Consider the following 17,499-nt stretch of genomic DNA (forward strand, 5'->3'; position numbering starts at 1 on the left):
GCAACATAGCTAGCTGATCGACATGCCCGGTTGCAGCGTCTCGTTGACGACCAAGAGCTTCTGCTCCGTCGTAAACCGCCGCCGCCGGTGATGACTTCGACCGTCGAAAACGTGTCGGACATAGGCGTATGCCTAGGACTAGGCCTAGCTCCTCCGGCTAACGCCGGTGTCCGGGGGGCAGTTCAACATGCTACTTGAGGAGTTGCAGAAGTTGGGCGTGATCTTCATGCAGATGGTGAGCATCAAGAGTGCGGCAGCTGGGGATATATCGGCGTCAGGTGTTAGGAAGTCCATTGGAAGAGGAGCCAAAGATCATCGCGGCATGCGATGTTTGGCTAGAAGATAAAGGAAGTTCTGGAGGACAACTTGCCGGCACTGTTCAAGAGCGGAGTAAATCATTTGAAAGCTGCTTTTTCGGCACTGAAGCAGGCGGAATTGCAAGCTCACTTCCTACTCAGAGCGATAAACAAATGCGTGGTCCAGAATTAAGGCGGCTCGGTAGGAGCCTGCGGACGAAGTCATATGCAAAACTTCAAATTCGAAAGTATCTGTCTTCTCTCTCAAAACCAGCATTGAGCCAGAAAGGTGACGTTCCTCCTTTCGCGCGGGTTCGTGGGTTGGGCCGCTGGGACACTATTAGGACACTCAAACAGCAAGGCATTGAAGTAAATGGGAAGAATCTGCAACTGCCTTCTCCCCAGGGGGAGAAGCCGCCCGTCGACGTTAACAGAGCGGGGCGGGTCTTAGCGCTGCTCCACCCTTGCGCGCCAAAGGGCATCGAAAGTGTTTCGGTCAGCCGGCGCCCAGGCTTCTGCGTCCATCGGATCCCTAGACTTTTCGGTAAGGTCAAGTTCTCTATCGGATTGCGACTGGGTGGAAGCTAGAGCGGGCCACTCCAAGAATGACTTCGAAAGCATGGGTCTGCCTTCGTACCAGCATCTTCGTCCGTCGATGATGATGCGCCAAGACCAATACTCCCGCGCATTTGGCGGCACCTCGGCGCTGCATTGTTGTTTCGCCTGCACAGTCGGCAGTCGAATCAACAGGAGCGCGGCGATGCAAGTGGCAAAACGAATTGATGGAAGGTGTTTTGCCATCTGAGCGCTATTTGCTGCAGCCGAGCTATGGCGACCACCAGATCGGGGCGCTCAAGAACCTCCACCAGCTTGTCGAGGATCATGCGCTCATTGTCGCGGGGGCGAGGCTGAAGGTGTTCGTCCAGTATGCATTGGGCTTCGCTGATGGCGTGAATAGCCAATTGCTGATCTGTCATTGCGTCTTACCTATTTAGATCGCATTCAAATCGCAGGAGCGCCGGGAGAGCAAGATGGAAGATCAAGTCTTGATTTTGGCTTATCCCATCAAGTTTTATTTCACTGCGTGTTAAGGCGTTGTGGTTCCTCGGAGCAAGCGCTGACAGGCCACGCCGAAACAACCGTGGAGGACGATTAGGGGCGGGACGTAGGTGGTCCCGGCTCCCTGGGGTTAATGGGAAAACCGGCAGAACTGAGCGGAGACCAAAAACTCGGGTAAATGCTGTCGGGGGAACGTAGGTAGCGCTCCCCCGACAGCATTTACTAGCCGTCTTACAGCAGGTTAGCTGGGTTGAAGGCCGCAGCTCAATGCGCGAAGCCTCCACCGTAGCCAAACGGTAGCAACGCAGCTCTTGTTTTCACCGGAAAGCCTAAGCTTCGGCTTCGGGCAGCGGCCCTTGCAATGCTGCAGAATGATCCGGCGTTGCCTGAGCGCGATGTAGTTGTAAAGGTTAAACGTCTTTATGAGGCTCGATCGGCCGTTCACGCCGCTCTGGTGCGAAACCGGTGCAGTGCGCAATTTGGCACGGGTCTAGGCCCGATCTGATCCGCTCGTCCGGGTGCCGGACAACCGCGCGCGCTTAATGAGCGCTTAATGCTTTTGCGCAACATATGGATCACCAGCGCGGAATTAGTCCTAGTTGCGAGTGCGAGCCGAGCTCCCGAGGAGGGGAATCGGATGGGACTGCTTTTTGTTGGAGTGCTGGCAGGAATCCTGATCGGCTTTGGCGTGTTTGCGCCTTCCCGAGGGTATTTCCTTGGGTGTGAGGCAAGACCCTGTTTCGACAGGGTTGCAGTCCCCCGGCCCGCGGAGGCAACGCCGGCGGCAATGGCGCCAGCTCCTGCGATCGCCAAATCGAATTCTGCAGCCTCGGTAAAGTCCGGCAAGCGATCGTCCCCGAAGAAAGGCGGATCGGCCGACCTCGCCAAAGCAGCGTCCCCGCGGACGAGGATCAGCGTCCCGGCCTCCGAACGCCCTGCGGAAATATCAGATCCTGTCCTGGACAAGGCGAAGGTCACGATCTCGGCGACGATGGAGACTCCAGGATCGGCCGAATTCACCGATATGAAGCGCGCAGTTCGAAAGAACACGCTCGGACGCCCCGTGGATACGATTTGCGGGCGTGTAAAAAGAAAAAGCGTTTCAGGCGATGAGACCGCAGAGAGACAGTTTCTTTATCTCGTGAAGGAGGATGAGGCATATGTCGTCGACGGTAAGTCAGGGTCGGCGGCGTCAACGGCGTATCGAAATATCTGCAATTAGCGGATGCGTCGACTGCGCCGCCGCGCCGTACGCGCCCAGATGATTGAGCGGAAAGAATTTCCGTCCAGGCGCCAAGTGACCCCGCAGTGGATACGGCACTAACGGCGGAACTGCGACGCGCCCGTGATGATGCATTCAGGAAGAATGCATCATCACGGGAGACGCAATACGGAATAGGAATATCGCGGAAGTTCTTTTCATCTCGAGGAAATCATGCACGACATAACCAACACCACCGCAAAACGCCTCAATGAATCGCTTCACTTGCCCGTTCTGGTGATCATCGAGCCGCTACTATTACCTCGCACATGCATTCTGAGCGTCCTCAGGAGGGAATTGGATGAGCTTGAGATCCTTGACATGGCAACGGTCCAAAGCCTGGGCTGCGCGTCAGCCCGCGATGTTCGTCTGGTGGTGCTGAGTATCGCGGGCAAGTCCATCGGCGATCCCTCGGTTGAGGACGATCTCGCCTTCGTTGCGGAGTGTTGTCCCAACGCCGCCGTTGCAGTCCTGTCAAACCATGACGACGAGCCGACCGTGCAGGCCGCGATGCAGCGGGGCGTGCGCGGCTTTCTTTCCACCTCGCTACCGATCGAGATCGCCATAGCGGGGCTGCGCCTTGTTCTTGTCGGCGGCGTCTACAGGCCGCTGCCCGTGGCCGGGATGACCAGGGTACCGGATTTCGAGCCGCCGGATGCGCGAGGACTTGCGCCCGCATATCTGATGAGCGACGGAACCGGAAGGGCTATCGACAAGAGCGTGGCCGATTTCACGCCTCGTGAGCGGCAGATTCTGGCGGAACTGGAGCTCGGACTGCCCAACAAGCTGATCGCCGCCAAATTGAGCCTCTCGGAAAGCACAGTCAAAATGCACATCCAGCATATCATGAGGAAATGTGCTGCGCACAATCGCACGGAAGCCGTCCTCCGCTGGCGCGGCCGGTTACCCGCGCAGGGGCGCGATCACGACCCCGGCACAGCGCCAATGTCGGAGACCTAGTCCTCTCTGAATGCACCACGGAAGCTGTCGAGCAAAGGCCTGAGCGCGTAAAGAGCCACTGTACCGCGTCCTGTCGTGATGAATACTTGAACCGGCATGCCGGGGACGATCTGGATGTCGTTTGCAAGGATCTGCGCGTCGTCGATCCGGATTTTGGTCGCGTAGTATGGCTGGTCGGTACGCTTGTCGAGGAGCCGGTCTGCCGATACCTGGACGACGGTTCCCTTCAGGCGAGGCACGCGGCGTTGATTGTACGGTATGAGGTGAACCTCGGCATTGAGGCCGGGATGAACCACATCGATGTCGTCGGGCCGCAGGCGCGCGGTCACGATGAGGCGGTCTTGCCGGGGTACCAGGTCCATGAGCGGAGCACCCGCTCCGATGACGCCGCCGGCTGTATGAATCCGCAAATCGGTTATCACGCCGTCCTCGGGCGCCTTGACCTCCGTTCGCGATAGCTGATCCCTGGCCGCAAGCAACCGCTCGCGGAGCTGAAATGTCTGGCTCTGTGCTTCACGAAGCGACTGTGCGATCTCGCTCTGTCTCTCGCTTTCGAGCTTGAATAATGTGGCCTGCTGTTCGTTGATGACTTGCCCGGCGCGGGCAATCTGCCCGGCGATCTCGCCGCGGCGGCCCTCAACGTCGGCCAGTTCCCGCTGCAGGTTCAGAAGCCTCGGCCGCCGTTCCAGCCCCTTGTTGACGAGGGTCGTGACCATATCCAGTTCCTCCCGGACGATGTCGATCCGTTGCCCCGTGGCGCTCTCCTGAGCCTTGAGACCTTCGATCTCCTTCTCGACTTGACGCCTTCGTTCGCGAATGACCGCAAGCTGCGACTCGTGAACCTGAAGGCGCGCCTGAAAAATGAACAGCTGCGCGGACACCGCAGCGGCGGCCACCCCGTTCTGCTTGCTGTCCTGTTCCAGCTCGTCCGGGACTGCGATCCTGTCGGATCTCTGCTGCTCGGCTTGAAGCCGCGCGGCACGAGCAACTGCATCCCACAATTGGCCTTGAAGGCTTTGCATCTCCGAGCTGGCCCGGGTGTCATCCAGCGCGATCAGCGTTTGGCCGCTTCGCACGATATCGCCATCCGAAACCAGGATCTTTTTGACGATACCGCCTTCGAGATGCTGAATTGTCTTGCGGCTCGATTCCGATTCCACGACGCCGGACGCGATCGCGGCGCTCTCGAGAGGCGCGAGGCTCGCCCATGTACCAAGCCCCAGCATGAAGCAGAGCACCAGGAGATTGCCTGCGACGATGATTCCGCGAAGCCTTCCGCGCGGAGAGGTCGGCGTGGGCGTCGAGCACCATGGAAATTCCAGAGGCTCGAAATCGTCGATGGCGGTCACCACGGCGCCAAGTCGCTGGGGGGGCGGGGGGGACGCCGCTGCTCGCATGAGCTGGCCCCAGACCATGGGGAGTCTCGAGACAGCGGGAAGCTTCCAGATGGTGAGAGAACTCCAGATCATGGCGAACGCTGCGAAGTTACCTCGGGTCGGCTCAGGTGCCGCTCAAAGATGTCCTCGCTGTCGCCGACCGCGGCGACTGCACCGTCTTCCATGATGGCAATCTTGTCCGTGGCGGCGAGGAGACCCATCCGGTGAGTGACAACGACGAGAATGACGCCTGCGAGCTTCATGCGCTCGATGGCATCCAGGAGCATTCGCTCGCCCCCGTAGTCAAGGCTGGCGTTGGGTTCGTCGAGAACGATGAGGCGTGGCCTGCCGAAAAAGGCGCGGGCAAGGCCGAGGCGCTGCCGATACCCGCGCGACAAGGTTGTCTCACTCTGCACCACCGTGTCGTAACCCTGCGGCAGGCGCATGATGGCCCCATGGATTCCGACGAGCTTGGCCGCTTCGACGACCTCCCGGCGGTCGGCATCTTCAAGACGTGCGATGATGTCGCTGATCGTGTCGCCGAGCAGGTTGATGTCCTGGGGAAGATATCCGAGGTGGTCACCGTTTCGGCCGTCGCGAAGCAGCGAGACGTCGGTATTGTCGAGGAGGACACGGCCATGCGTTGGCATAGACAGGCCTGCGATCACCTGGCCGAGCAAGGACTTGCCTGATCCGGACGGACCGATAATGCCAAGGCATTCTCCGGGCATGAGGCTGAACGAGACGCCGTTCAGCAGAAGATGGTTGGTCCCCGCAAGCCTTACGCCAACGTTGTCGACGAGGAGGCCGCTTCGCGCCCGCAGCGGAGAAACCTCCGCGTTTTGCTGCGCCGGGACGGGGAATGCGGCGAGAAGTGCGCCGAGCCGCTGACAAGCACTCACGGCAGTCACCAGTGATTTCCAGCCTGCGACTGCACTTTCGACCGGCGCGAGCGCCCGGCTGAACATCAGCGTAGAAGCAAAGATGATTGCCGGGCTCTTCCCGTTATCGAGGACGAGCCACGCGGCAGCTCCCATGATCAAGACCTGCGACAGCGCGCGAACCGGTTTGGTGATCAGCATGACGACCTCGCCTCGCCGGAGTGCCGCATCGTGCTCACTGCGCGCACGCTGCGCGTCACGGTGGATCATGCGCGCAGCGCTATCGAACATTCCCATGGCCCGGATCATGTGGATGTTGGCCGCGGCAGTCTGGAGGCGGCCATAGCTCCCGGACAGCGCGGCGCCGGATCTGAGCAAAATCTCTTCCGTGACCAACTCTCCGGCAACCGTGAGCGCGAACAGCACGGTGACGCAGCAGGCGCCCACCACGCCAAGCAGGGGATGGATCAGAAAGAGAACGAGGAGGAACAACGGCGTCCAGAGCGCGTCGAACAGCATGGGACATGCGCCGGACTCGACGAACTGGCGCAGCACGGTGAGATCCCGATATGCACCCGACGCCTGCATCCAATCGGTGCGAAACGCCGATTCGAGGCTGGCCGAGAGCACGCAAGGACGAAGGCGATCGTCGAGCCAGGCGCCGAGGCGTCCCAGGACTGCGCGCCGCAATGCATCGAACACGCCGCCGACGACCACTGTGATTGCGACGATGAGCGTGAGCAGGAGCAACGTATCGCCGCTTCGGCTCGACAACACCCGGTCGTAGATTTGAAGAAGATAGATGGAGGGCGCAAACAGGAGCAGGTTGTAGCTGCAGCTATACGTGAATACGAGACCGAGCGGTCCTGCGCAGGACCAGAGGGCCGTGTGCAGTGGCGTCCGGGTCTGCGGCAGGATGCGCAACCGAATGGGCGGCATCAGCATGATCGTCACCGCCTGAAATCGAGGTCCGGCGCACTTGACCGATGGCCAAAGTCATCTGCCAACGGTATTGGCGGGGTATTGGCTCGAACTTCGGGACCGATGGCCGGTGGCCACCGGTCCTGCCAGTCGGATGAGCCGGTGATCAGAACATATTATCGAGATGGAAGCTCACTTCTCCACCCAGCGCGGCGTTGCCGTCTCCGCCATTGCCGCCGATGCCGGCCAGGACCTCCTGGTGCTGGTCGACCGCGAGCTTGTTGATCTGGGTGGCATCCGTATTGGCATATACCTTGGAGGTATCGTGGCCGCTGTAGGATTCCTGGCTTCCGTTCGACTCGGCGCTTCCGCCATGGGCCTTCGAAAACCACGAGGCTGTCCCGTTTGCACCGCCGGCATCCCAGTCTGCCTTCTGAGTGACGTGATCGCCGGTGTTCACGTGCACGTCGGCACCTTCTGCCTTGTTGGTTGGGTCGAAGCTGAGCGTCGGCTTGTTGATGATAGCTCCCTTGAAGGTGCCGTCGCCGCCATTCCCGACACTTTGACCGCCGGTGTTGATCGATTTGAATTCGATCGAATCCGAGATGTGAATCGCCTTGGGCAACATTTGAGCCTCCGTATCTCTGTTGGCTGTCGTGCATCATCCATCCCGATCAGGCGGACGCGCGCGGCAAGTCTGATCTGCTCACGAGCGATGACGATAGATGTCAAATCGGACACCATCCGGCTTGGTCGACCTACGCACGAAAGTATGACATTCGTCGCGCAACATCGGACTCGAAATGTCGGGAGAGGGCGCCGCTGCGCGAGCTTGTATGCGCAGGGCTTCGACGGGGCCCGCCGCCTCGCGATCGATCGTGCGAGCGGTGTGATGTTTCGCTAACCCAGCAGGTGAAGATCCGAGAGAAGATGGGCCGAAAGATCGCCACCCAGTGCGAGATTGCCCTGGCCGCCGTCCCCGCCAACTCCGGCGATCTGGACCGCACTCTGGTCGATGTGCACGTTGTTGACCTGATCGGCCATGGCCGTCGAATGAGGACCTGCGATTGCGACATTGATGGGTGCATAGATCGCGACGCTGACATCGATCATGCTGCCGGCAAAATAGCCGTTGCCGCCATTGCCCGCGCCGTTCGAACCGGTCGCGATCGTGTCGGAGCCGCCCCACAAGCCGTGGGAGAGAAGGCTTGCATGGCCGCCCGCCGCGGCGTTGTCGCTCCCGCCGTGCCCGCCAATGCCGGCGATCTGAACTATCGATTGATCCACGGAGGCGCCATTTGTCTGCACCGCGTGAACGTTGGAACCATAGCCCGCGACTGCGATGTTGATCGGGTCGTACAGCACGAAGGAAGTATGGACGAGTCCGCCGTAGAACGCGCCGTCACCGCCATTGCCGGCCTGGCTCCCGCCGGCCGGAACGTCCCAGGCGCTCCCTCCGTTGCTTGATCCCCAACTGGGGTCGAGCGTGATGACGCTGCCGCCGGCGGCCACATTGGCATTTCCGCCACTCCCGCCGACGCCCGCGATCTGAGTGGCCGATTGATCGATGTCGACCGTGTTCGATTGATTTGCATGCGCGGTGCCGCCCGCGCCGACTACCGCAATATTGATCGGATGATAGATCACCACGGGAGCGTCCACTATCGAGCCGGAGAAATAGCCGCTGCCGCCGTTTCCGGCGCTGTTGTCGCCGCTCGCGATCAGGCCGGAGCCTGAAGGCGTACTGATACTCCCTCCCGATGCAATGTTGCCATTGCCGCCATGGCCGCCGACGCCGGCCATCTGAAAAGCGGATTGATCGACATTCAGGGTGTTGAACTGGTTGGCCAAGGCGACCGAGCCGTATCCCAAGCTCACCGAGATGTTGATCGGCTCATACATCAGCAGGGCCGAGTGAATGATCCCTCCGTAAAAATAGCCATCTCCGCCGTTCCCGGCCGTGTTCGCTCCGCTCTCGACCGTAGCAATGTCCATCCGGGGATGTGATGCGCCGGAAGCGGGCGTTGTGGACGAAACATCGAGGCCCGCCGCAGCGTGGTTGCCGGCGTGGCCGTCCGTGTCGCCCCCCGATATGGGATGTTTGGATTGAACCGGGTCCGAGTCATTGCGTTGGGTATTCGCGCTCTCGGGGTACGCTCCAAGACCTGCAAACGGGCCGGGACCAGGGACCAGGGTGCCACTGCCGACCACGTGCGCCGCGAACGGGGTACTCGGCGTAGGGCCCGATTCGTCGTCCCCATCGTACCCAGGGTGGTGATGAGAGGCGTGATGCAGCCGGATTCCATCCGACATCCGCGAAAAATCCATCGTAAGCCTCCCTCATCGCAATCGCTCTGCGCAATCGGATGCACTCCGGACAGAATGTCATCCCAGGAAGGTCGAATGCCCAGTCGTCAGTTCGGATATAGCGCTTCGTGTGGCAGCCGCAACATCGGCTACATCCCTTCGGGTGTGGCGACAAGCGCCGACGCAGCACACACCTGTATTGGTGACTGTCCGCGGAAGCGATCTTGAATGTATTCTCCCAATTGCAGTTTTGCGCTCAGCCAGTTGCAGAACCGAGTCCGTTGTTTCGGTCAAAAATAAGCGCAACTTCCATTCGTCTGGTCATTGGAGGATGTCTAGCGGGCGCAGCCGCGCCTCACATTGTCTGGCGAATTGCGAGCGCTCACGAGTGCAGTTGTTGAGGGATCATTAATTTGTCGAATTGAAACTATCGCTACAGCGCGGGACTTTTGCCATTTTGGGAGTTCCATGAATTGCCAAGCATTCACAGATCTAATGCATCATGCCGCTCTAGGTGCACTGGCCGTCGACGACGAGCTAAGTAGACTGCATCAAGAACGAAGATTTAGAGTGCGCGAGACACCCGACTGGATCAAGCGGATTGCCGAGTTGGAGGCAGAAATGTGCAAGCGCGGCATAGGCTTTCATGCGAAACGGACCCCGGATCGGTTATCTCCGATGTTGCTCAACTTGCCGGCCGAGATGGCGCGCCAAAGGACCCGACGGCTTTGACCGGAGGCGAGCGAGTCGAGAGCGCAGCGGTGCTGCGGAATGCGATTGCCTGTATGCTCAGGAAGAGATTCAGGATCGTTAGCGACGACAATGTCTCGAACTGATCAAAAAGAGCTTCTTGTACAAACGAAAAGCCGAGCGCAGTCGTATTTTGGGGCGGTGATCCCGCTTCGCTGGAATAACTCCTGATAAGTTGTTGCAGCTGTCGGCTCAATCAAAAACGAGCCGGCAAACGCATTGATTTGTCTTGCGTCGCAAAAATCCCGAGTTGAAACAAAAGAATCCCGAGTCGATTTTCCCGCAAACAAAGAGCCGCCAGTCGATGGGACAAAAGCACGCTATCTTGGGTTCTACGCGTACTGTTTTCTCCTAAATGTCGTAGGTCGCTGTCTCGTCTATTCAGCGTTCGGAAGCTCGCCATGCACTGGCTTACGAAGAGTAGGACTTCGGAGCGGTGGATTGTTAAGCAGCGAAGAGTCCAACTGTGCTGCGCCCACCCTCCGAGGACGCAGCGGCAACTGCCGCTTGAGACGGGCGGTCCAAGCGAGGCTGCGGCTCAATCCGAAGCTCCATCAGTGTGGCTGTGCAGCCTTCCAAGCTGAATACGAGGATTCGATTCCCTTCACCCGCTCCAGAGCGTTTTCGTCATTACAACCAGGCATTTACCGGCTCGCGGTGCGCGGATTGAGCCGCTCCTTCCCGATTTTCATACAACTCCGGTACAACCGCGCTCCAAGCGGACCATCGGTCGTTATCGAATCCTTGGTGCAGCGATGGCGATTCATCCGCAGTCGAATCCCTGGCGAGCCGGGATATACGGGCGGCTTTGGATGGCCGCCACGCGCACGAATCCAGACCGGCTCTGTCTCGATCGAGTCGGTACGTTTTCCGACACAGGGACGTTCGATCATGGCGACGGTGAGAGCAGACGCCCGGTTATGATGCGAGGCTTGTCGGACGGCGTGTACGGTCAATCCACGCAGTAGAAGCGAGGAACTGCACTGGGCTAAACCGAAGATGTCTTTTCCGCTTACTACGTTCGGGGCGAGGCCGTCATTCGGAATCCTGCAGTCATTGCGGCACGGACACTTCTCGTTTTGGCGCAAAAGCAGACCTTCAGCGTGCATCATCTGAGGCCGGCTGCGGCCCTTAGAGGCCTTCGGATGCCGCCACCGAATACACGGCGCGCGTTCCGCAGGAGGCGGACAGACATCCGTAACCCGTTACACAAACGGACCAATCCAGCTTGAGCCTCCCTCAACACCGCAGCTACCCGCGTGCCCGCGTACCTTCTCGGCTACCCACTGTTTGACGAGAGCTATTTGGTCGCGACTCCCGTCGATCCGACGAGTTAGGGTCAGCTCCTCAAGCCAGAGCCCTTCAGCGTATTCCAAGTCGACTGATTGGCTTGATCGAAAGCCTTGCGGGATTCGGCAAGCGCGGCGCTCAGTACGGTCCATGACTCGCTGCCGGCCTGCTTCAGCTTCTGCAGACGCGCTTCCGCTTCTGACGCATCGGATTTCAGCTGCTTGAGTGCGGCATCGAAATCCCCGGTATGCGTTGCTGCAACCTTGCCCGCGGCCTCACGGAACTTGTCGGCGGCCTCGCGCCACGCCTTTGCCTGCGCGGCGGCGATGTCCTTGAAGGTCGCTTGCTGCTGCTCGACCTGCTTGCCGGCGCTTTCGAAATAGGTCTTCATCTGCGCTTCGAAGCCGTTCCATTGCTTCTCGAGTTCAGTCCTGCTGCGGGCCCAAGCCGCTTCGCCGGCTTCGGCTTGCGCCTTGAGCTGCACCTGGAATTCGTCGCGGCGCTTCTTCAGATCGGCGATGATCTGCTCGGCTTTGACCTTGGACTCGGCTTTCGCCTCGCCGGCCCTGACCTCGAACGAGGCGAGCACGGCGTCCATCTCGTCGATGCGCTCCTTGGCCCAATTCAGGTAGAAATGCATGCTGCTCTGCTCTGACATGACCGTCTCCATTGACTGTTCCTGTTGAATGATCCCCGAGTTCGGCTTTGCTGGCGTTGACTTGGGTCAACGGCCTCGCCGTCTGGTCGAGGTCCCTCAGGCCCGCGAGATAGGGAAAAAGCCCTGCCCTTTCGGCCCCGGGTTCTTGGCCGAGTGCGCGATGCTCCGAAAAACATCGCCGCATAGAAGTCGCTCGGAGCCATCAGCTCGGTATCGCGCGGCAACACATCCGCATTGTAGGTGGGTAGGTGGCCTTCGCAGAGGCGCAGGCCATCGCGCAGGCCGTTGTCCTCCGCAAGTTTGAGCGGGAAGCACCTGGTCTGGCGGAAGGTGCCGGATTCCTTGAGGGAAGACATGATCGAATGCTCCGTGAGTTGAACGGGCTAGGCTGCCGTCCAGCCCCCATCCATTGAGAGGTTGGCGCCTGTGATCTGGGCGGCGTCGTCGCTGCACAGGAACAGCGCGAGCGAGGCGACCTGCTCGACGGTGACGAACTCCTTGGTGGGCTGCGCGGCGAGCAGAACGTCGCTGATAACCTCGTCTCTGTGCATGCGCCGGGCCGCCATCGTGTTCGGAATTTGCTTCTCGACAAGCGGCGTCCAGACGTAGCCGGGGCTGATGCAGTTGCAGGTGATCTTCGAGCGGGCGAGTTCCAATGCCACCGTCTTCGTGAGGCCCGCGATGCCGTGCTTGGCCGCGACGTAGGCGGACTTGAAGGGGGAGGCGACCAGCGAATGGGCCGAAGCCGTGGTGATGATGCGGCCCCAGCCGCGCTTCTTCATGCCGGGTACCGCCGCGCGGATGGCATGGAATGCGGCGGACAGGTTGATGGCGATGATCGCATCCCACTTCTCGGGGGCGAACTCCTCGATTGGCGCAACGTGCTGGATGCCGGCGTTGTTGACGAGGATGTCGACGCTGCCGAAGGTGTCTTCGGTGTATGCGACGAGCCAGGTAATCTCGCGCGGCTTGGTCATGTCCGCAGGCGAGTAGATCGCCTTGATGGCGAATTCCCGCTCGATCGCAGCGCGCTCTCTTTCGATATCGTCGGGTGCGCCCATGCCGTTGATCACGACGTTGGCGCCGGCGCTGGCAAAGGCCCTTGCACAGGCCAGGCCAATGCCGCTGGTCGAGCCGGTGACGACCGCGGTCTTGCCGTTCAGAATTCCCATCGAAGACTTCCTCGTAACACATAGAACCGGCGCGTCGCATCGGATGCGACGCGCAATGAAGTTAGAAGACCAGAGCTTTGTCACGCGCTTGAATGGAGCCGCGCGCCGGCTGCTGCAGATAGTCGTGCACCACCGTCCCGAGGCCGAGGGTGAGGTCGGCGCGGATGTGGACGGCGGAGACGATCTCCAGCACCGGCAGTTCGGCAACCGGCGCCAGGGCGTGCGGCGTCAGGGCCAGCGCCGCAGGCCCGGTCCAGGCGCCCTTCAGCACGATGTCCTCGAGCCGGTATTGAACCAGCTCGCAGATCCGCGGGCTGCCGTCGACGTGCGGGATGATCTTGAGAAGGAAGGTCGGCTCGTTGAGAGCAGCCTTGACCTTCACCAGATCGGCCTCGCGGTGCTTGTAGCCCATCGTCCCCGTCGCGACGCGCAGCGGGCCGTAATCCAGCGTGCCGATCAAGGTATCGATCTCGGTTCTCAGCGTCGGCTGCGCAAGCTTCTTCGGAAAGCCCCAGAGCTCGCGGCCGCCTGCAATGGGGCCTTCGTCATTGAGGAACATGCAATGCGTGTAGCCGCCCTTGCGGCCGCGGAAGGACACGGGAATCACTTGTCCGCTTTCCGTATAGTCGCCAAAGCCATTGGAATCGGGCATGCGGATGAACTCGTACTTGACGAGAGCCTCTCGCTCGTCGACCTCCAGCGGCTCCGGAACAACTGCACGCAGCTTGGCCGGATCGGTGCGGTAGGTGATGATCAGGTATTCGCGATCGACGAACCGATAGGGCCCGGGCGGATAGGCCGGGTTGGTCAGCGGCATGGCAAAGGCGCGTCGTTTCACATCAGTCTCACGCATAAGCGTTCTCCGTGTCGTCAGGGGACCGCTACTCGCGGCCGTCATGTTCCAGGTCGAAGGTGAAGACGCCGTCGGGGCTCGTAGGCCGTGCGAGCACCTCCGGATGGCGCAGCGTGCGCAGCGCATCGTGATAGCCGGCGCGCCAATGGTCTTGCATGGAAAGCCGCGAGAACTCGTAGTCCTTCGAGTGTCCCTCGTGATTGCGCGCGCGATAGATCAGATGCACGATGTTGTAGACGTTCCGGGAGACTGCGGTGCTGAGCAGCTTCACGTCCTCATGCTGGGTGAGATCGTCGGGCAACCGGCCGAGCAGATGCGTGAGCGCGCGACGCAGCCGCTGCACGCGCTTGAATTGATCGGTGCTGGCGCGCGTGCGGCTCGAATACTGGATCTCCTTGTGCCGCGTGACCACCTCAGCCATGTTACGGGGAAGTTGACCGCGTGCGCTCCAGAGGTCGACCTGGAATGCGAGCATGTCCTGCGGCGCGTCCGACTCGATCACCCATTGTAACGGCGTGTTGGAGACGAGGCCGCCGTCCCAGTAATGCTCGCCCTCGATTTCGACGGCCGGAAAGCCGGGTGGCAGCGCGCCGCTGGCCATGATGTGCTCCGGCTGGATGGTATGGGTCGTGTTGTCGAAGTAGACGAAATTTCCGGTTCGAACGTTGACTGCGCCGGCACTGAAGCGCGTCAGCCCGGCGTTGAGACGATCGAAGTCGAGCAAGCGCTCCAGCGTGGTCCTGAGCGCGCGCGTGTCATAGATGCTGGTCGCATCGCTGGCTCCGCCGGGCTGCATCCAGGGCAGGACGGGACGGGCGGAGAAAAAACCGGTTGCGCCACACGTGGCCGCCAGACCGGCGCTCATCTGATTGATGAGGTTACGCGTGCTGTCGGTCTTCGCCCAATCGCTGAAAGCGGACCATTCCCACGGCGCTGTCGAGGTGACCTGCGTCCAGAAATCGCGCAAACGGTCGACGCGGGACTCCGGTGGATTGCCGGCGATGATGGCGGCATTGATCGCGCCGATCGAAATGCCGGCGACCCAATCGGGATGAATGCCGGCTTCGGCCAGGGCTTCATAGACGCCGGCTTGATAGGCACCGAGCGCACCCCCGCCCTGCAACAGCAGAGCGATGCAATCGAAGGGCAGGCGCCGTGAGGCGGACGAGATCTGTGATCGAGGCTGGAAGTTCATCGTGAGTGCTTTCTTTCATTCTTGCGGGCGTAGTTCGCCGGCCTAGCGATGGATCGGGCCTTGCTTTGCGACCTTGGGCGGCTCGAGCATGACTTCCTTCAAATCGTCACCGGCGGCGACGACCACGACGAAGTTGAGCCTGCCGTCCTGCCTGACCAGCCCACCGGCAAGCGCGCTGCCGGCCGCGGCTCGCTCTGCGACCTGCACGGCGTCAGACAACTCCTGCTTGATCCATTTGAGTGCGATCATGTTGGCGAGGTCTTCGCGGCCGAGCTCCCGCAGCGAAGACGCCACTTCCTTTCCCGCGATGCCGCCGGAGTTCGCGTCGACGGTGTTCTCCCATACCTGTTCATTCCGGATCGTACGGACGCGGTAGACCGGGGCGCCGGCAGACTCGAAGCTGATGTCGGCCGTCTTCGAGCCCTCATGCAGACGTTCGGCGATCGCCATGGCGCGGCTGAGTGGGACGCGGACCGTGCGGAACTCCGTGAGTACGCGGCGGATTGTGGCGTCCTCGGCGCCGCCTGGCGCGGTCGTGCTTCTGGTATCGGTATCCGCACGACTCTGGACATCCGCGACGGCGCCGCTCGCTGTCAGCATGGCGGTCCAAACGATCAGGGCTAACAGATGTAGCTTCGGCATCGGATCAATCTCGGTCAGGTCGGTCGATGGCCTGCGCGGCCGCGTGGGCGAGGACGATCTCCTTGGCGGAGGGCGCGGGCAGCGACTGGTTGGTGTCGATCACCACGAGCTCCGGTCCCTTCATGGCAGAGTGGATGCGGATCGGAGGCCGCGCGGGATCCGGCTCGGTCAAGCGGCCGGGCGATGGCGCCGGCAGTATCGCGCCCGCCGCCCAAAGCAAGCAGAGAAGCGCGCCGCCGACCGACAGAAAGTAGCCGCGCAGGGGGAGGGAGGCTTCAGTTTCTCGGCACGCGCGCATGGCCAGGATGGAATGTCGGCTCACGGCATGCGGCTCCCGGCAATGACATCATTCCGTCGCATCATCAGATGCTCCACGGGCGCGGATGCTTGCGCGCAAGCTCGGCGTCGAGATAGCCGCGCTCGTCGAGCCAATCGGTCGGACAATAGGCCGCGATGTGCGGATCAATAGTGAATCCGTCACGCCTGAGCGCCCTCCGCGTACCGGTGACGCCCGTCCACACGGTTTTTCCGCTGTCGGGATCGACTTCCATCACGTCGAAGACTTCGATGAAGTTCAGCATGTCAGTTCCAGTCTTTCCCTTACGCCGTGTGCGTGAGGCGGTCGATTTCGTCAGGCGCGACGCCTCTGCGTTCGAGCTCGGAATCGATCATGTCGAACACGTATTCGACCGGCGCGATCCAGGCGTTGACCCAGTGGATGATGCAGCCGCGCGCGATGAGCAGGGCCGGCGTCATGCGATCGTCCTCCGCTTCAGCCGGACAGGGCTCGGCCGGCGTTCACTGAGCGAATGAGCCCAGGCCATCATCGCGATCGTGATCCCCAGCAACAGGCTCAACGCCACAAGGCACAGGGCGACGACGACATTGAGCGATGCGACGGCGAGCCCCGGTATCGGGTTTTCGCGCATCAAGGCGAACAACAGGCTTGACACTCCGCGTCTCCTTAATAAAATACACCGTATAGTTCATATAAATCACGCGCTGCGACCGAAGTCAAGGCAAAGGCCTCACAAGCGCGTGTGCAGATCGGGCGGGCAACGTCCGCTCACAAACCAGAGTCTCACGCAGAGAAGGGAAATGACATGACGAGATTGATGACGGCGCTGTTCGCAGCTGTCGCGGTTGCGCTCAGCAGCGCAGCCGCATCCGCGCAGGAAAACCAGGGCACGGCAGAGCAGAGGGCTGCGTGTACGCCCGACGCCTTCCGCCTGTGCAGTGCCTACATTCCCGACCCGTCGGGAGTCGAAGCCTGTTTGCGCCAGCGCAAATCGGACCTGAGCGAAGGGTGCAAGGCGGTGTTCGAGCATGCCGCCGCCGTCTCGGTCAGGGGCAGATAAGGATTGATGTTGCGACCGATGTGACGGGGTTCTTGCCCTGAATTGCATCCGCACCGCGACAAGACAGGAGCGATCTTATGAGCACGGTGTACATCCCGGCCCTGGCTGCCTTCGGCGGCTCTGCGTTCGGCGCACTCTCGACCATCGTCAGTGGATGGTTCAGCGGACGTCGAAGGCGGCGCGACCTTCATCATGCCCGCTCGTTCTCGAAGCGCGAACAATTGTACCACTGCTTCATCGAGGAGGCATCACGGCTCTATGCCGAGGCCCTGGTCAATGATCAGGCCGAAATTCCGCAGCTGGTCAGCCTCTATACGCTCATCGGACGCATGCGGATCTTGTCGAGCAACGAGGTCGTTCAGGCCGCCGAGAGAGCCGGGCACCTGATCATCGAGACGTATCTCTCGCCCAATCGCACATTCGTCGATCTCCCCAAATTCATCGAGGAGATGGATCCCTTGCGCGATTTCGGAGAGGCCTGTCGCCGTGAGCTGATGAACTTTCCGGCGGAGTGAGCGAC

At 60.8% G+C, this 17,499-nt stretch carries 18 protein-coding genes and 1 pseudogene; 4 read left to right on the forward strand and 15 right to left on the reverse strand.

The window, feature by feature from the left end:
- Positions 1–9 precede the first annotated feature (9 nt).
- Positions 10–78: pseudogene (locus tag BM222_RS43385) on the reverse strand (hypothetical protein); the annotation flags it as partial.
- A 961-nt stretch (positions 79–1,039) separates the two neighbouring features.
- A complete protein-coding gene (locus BM222_RS26185; protein WP_092234281.1) occupies positions 1,040–1,273 on the reverse strand; it encodes a hypothetical protein in 234 nt (77 codons plus the stop codon).
- 719 nt (positions 1,274–1,992) lie between these two features.
- Here BM222_RS26185 and BM222_RS42265 point away from each other — a divergent pair.
- Both BM222_RS42265 and BM222_RS26195 read left to right on the forward strand, forming a co-directional pair.
- Complete coding sequence (locus BM222_RS42265; protein ID WP_244547251.1) at positions 1,993–2,577, forward strand: hypothetical protein; 585 nt, start codon at positions 1,993–1,995, stop codon at positions 2,575–2,577.
- Between the two features lie 213 nt (positions 2,578–2,790).
- Complete coding sequence (locus BM222_RS26195) at positions 2,791–3,576, forward strand: response regulator transcription factor (RefSeq protein ID WP_092234284.1); 786 nt, start codon at positions 2,791–2,793, stop codon at positions 3,574–3,576.
- Here BM222_RS26195 and BM222_RS26200 read toward each other — a convergent pair.
- From BM222_RS26200 to BM222_RS26260, 13 genes are all read right to left on the reverse strand, one after another.
- Positions 3,573–4,925 (reverse strand): HlyD family type I secretion periplasmic adaptor subunit, encoded by a 1,353-nt coding sequence (locus tag BM222_RS26200; protein ID WP_244547252.1) that lies wholly within the window; start codon positions 4,923–4,925, stop codon positions 3,573–3,575. The genes BM222_RS26195 and BM222_RS26200 overlap by 4 nt on opposite strands.
- 116 nt (positions 4,926–5,041) lie before the next feature.
- Positions 5,042–6,778: a type I secretion system permease/ATPase gene (locus tag BM222_RS26205; protein WP_092234469.1), complete on the reverse strand. Its 1,737-nt coding sequence runs from the start codon at positions 6,776–6,778 to the stop codon at positions 5,042–5,044.
- 142 nt (positions 6,779–6,920) lie between these two features.
- Complete coding sequence (locus BM222_RS26210; protein ID WP_092234290.1) at positions 6,921–7,382, reverse strand: hypothetical protein; 462 nt, start codon at positions 7,380–7,382, stop codon at positions 6,921–6,923.
- Between the two features lie 272 nt (positions 7,383–7,654).
- On the reverse strand, positions 7,655–9,082 hold the full coding sequence (locus tag BM222_RS26215) for a hypothetical protein (RefSeq protein WP_092234293.1): 1,428 nt from the start codon (positions 9,080–9,082) through the stop codon (positions 7,655–7,657).
- A 2,068-nt stretch (positions 9,083–11,150) separates the two neighbouring features.
- Positions 11,151–11,759: a sll1863 family stress response protein gene (locus BM222_RS26225; protein WP_143106043.1), complete on the reverse strand. Its 609-nt coding sequence runs from the start codon at positions 11,757–11,759 to the stop codon at positions 11,151–11,153.
- Between the two features lie 383 nt (positions 11,760–12,142).
- On the reverse strand, positions 12,143–12,931 hold the full coding sequence (locus BM222_RS26230) for a 3-hydroxybutyrate dehydrogenase (protein WP_092234299.1): 789 nt from the start codon (positions 12,929–12,931) through the stop codon (positions 12,143–12,145).
- Positions 12,932–12,992: 61 nt separating this feature from the next.
- On the reverse strand, positions 12,993–13,784 hold the full coding sequence (locus BM222_RS26235; RefSeq protein WP_092234302.1) for an acetoacetate decarboxylase: 792 nt from the start codon (positions 13,782–13,784) through the stop codon (positions 12,993–12,995).
- Positions 13,785–13,812: 28 nt separating this feature from the next.
- Positions 13,813–14,979 carry a DUF3734 domain-containing protein gene (locus BM222_RS26240; protein WP_092234305.1) on the reverse strand — a complete coding sequence of 389 codons (1,167 nt, stop codon included), beginning with the start codon at positions 14,977–14,979 and terminating at the stop codon, positions 13,813–13,815.
- Positions 14,980–15,021: 42 nt separating this feature from the next.
- Positions 15,022–15,621 (reverse strand): PepSY domain-containing protein, encoded by a 600-nt coding sequence (locus BM222_RS26245; RefSeq protein WP_092234308.1) that lies wholly within the window; start codon positions 15,619–15,621, stop codon positions 15,022–15,024.
- A 4-nt stretch (positions 15,622–15,625) separates the two neighbouring features.
- The gene (locus BM222_RS26250) at positions 15,626–15,943 is read right to left on the reverse strand and encodes a hypothetical protein (protein WP_143106044.1); all 318 of its coding nucleotides are present in this window, start codon (positions 15,941–15,943) and stop codon (positions 15,626–15,628) included.
- A gap of 40 nt (positions 15,944–15,983) precedes the next feature.
- On the reverse strand, positions 15,984–16,202 hold the full coding sequence (locus BM222_RS26255) for a hypothetical protein (protein WP_244547253.1): 219 nt from the start codon (positions 16,200–16,202) through the stop codon (positions 15,984–15,986).
- A 19-nt stretch (positions 16,203–16,221) separates the two neighbouring features.
- Positions 16,222–16,377: a hypothetical protein gene (locus tag BM222_RS41305; RefSeq protein ID WP_177243470.1), complete on the reverse strand. Its 156-nt coding sequence runs from the start codon at positions 16,375–16,377 to the stop codon at positions 16,222–16,224.
- Positions 16,374–16,574 carry a hypothetical protein gene (locus tag BM222_RS26260; protein WP_092234314.1) on the reverse strand — a complete coding sequence of 67 codons (201 nt, stop codon included), beginning with the start codon at positions 16,572–16,574 and terminating at the stop codon, positions 16,374–16,376. The genes BM222_RS41305 and BM222_RS26260 overlap by 4 nt, the downstream gene beginning before the upstream one ends.
- Before the next feature lie 150 nt (positions 16,575–16,724).
- Between BM222_RS26260 and BM222_RS26265 the strand changes: the two genes are divergently transcribed.
- Positions 16,725–16,979, forward strand: coding sequence for a hypothetical protein (locus BM222_RS26265; RefSeq protein WP_092234317.1), 255 nt, complete (start codon positions 16,725–16,727; stop codon positions 16,977–16,979).
- Positions 16,980–17,056: 77 nt separating this feature from the next.
- Positions 17,057–17,494, forward strand: a complete 438-nt coding sequence (locus BM222_RS26270) for a hypothetical protein (protein ID WP_244547254.1) — start codon at positions 17,057–17,059, stop codon at positions 17,492–17,494.
- Positions 17,495–17,499 lie beyond the last annotated feature (5 nt).

The organism is Bradyrhizobium sp. Gha, assembly GCF_900113735.1.
Lineage (GTDB): Bacteria > Pseudomonadota > Alphaproteobacteria > Rhizobiales > Xanthobacteraceae > Bradyrhizobium.

Coding starts and splice junctions, on each gene's coding strand:
- BM222_RS26215 (WP_092234293.1), bottom strand. CDS start 9,082: ATGGATTTTTCGCGGATGTCGGATGGAATCCGGCTGCATCACGCCTCT.
- BM222_RS26245 (WP_092234308.1), bottom strand. CDS start 15,621: ATGCCGAAGCTACATCTGTTAGCCCTGATCGTTTGGACCGCCATGCTG.
- BM222_RS26235 (WP_092234302.1), bottom strand. CDS start 13,784: ATGCGTGAGACTGATGTGAAACGACGCGCCTTTGCCATGCCGCTGACC.
- BM222_RS41305 (WP_177243470.1), bottom strand. CDS start 16,377: ATGACGCCGGCCCTGCTCATCGCGCGCGGCTGCATCATCCACTGGGTC.
- BM222_RS26240 (WP_092234305.1), bottom strand. CDS start 14,979: ATGAACTTCCAGCCTCGATCACAGATCTCGTCCGCCTCACGGCGCCTG.
- BM222_RS26265 (WP_092234317.1), top strand. CDS start 16,725: ATGACGAGATTGATGACGGCGCTGTTCGCAGCTGTCGCGGTTGCGCTC.
- BM222_RS26205 (WP_092234469.1), bottom strand. CDS start 6,778: ATGCTGATGCCGCCCATTCGGTTGCGCATCCTGCCGCAGACCCGGACG.
- BM222_RS26255 (WP_244547253.1), bottom strand. CDS start 16,202: ATGCTGAACTTCATCGAAGTCTTCGACGTGATGGAAGTCGATCCCGAC.
- BM222_RS26230 (WP_092234299.1), bottom strand. CDS start 12,931: ATGGGAATTCTGAACGGCAAGACCGCGGTCGTCACCGGCTCGACCAGC.
- BM222_RS26210 (WP_092234290.1), bottom strand. CDS start 7,382: ATGTTGCCCAAGGCGATTCACATCTCGGATTCGATCGAATTCAAATCG.
- BM222_RS26225 (WP_143106043.1), bottom strand. CDS start 11,759: ATGTCAGAGCAGAGCAGCATGCATTTCTACCTGAATTGGGCCAAGGAG.
- BM222_RS42265 (WP_244547251.1), top strand. CDS start 1,993: ATGGGACTGCTTTTTGTTGGAGTGCTGGCAGGAATCCTGATCGGCTTT.
- BM222_RS26270 (WP_244547254.1), top strand. CDS start 17,057: ATGAGCACGGTGTACATCCCGGCCCTGGCTGCCTTCGGCGGCTCTGCG.
- BM222_RS26195 (WP_092234284.1), top strand. CDS start 2,791: ATGCACGACATAACCAACACCACCGCAAAACGCCTCAATGAATCGCTT.
- BM222_RS26185 (WP_092234281.1), bottom strand. CDS start 1,273: ATGACAGATCAGCAATTGGCTATTCACGCCATCAGCGAAGCCCAATGC.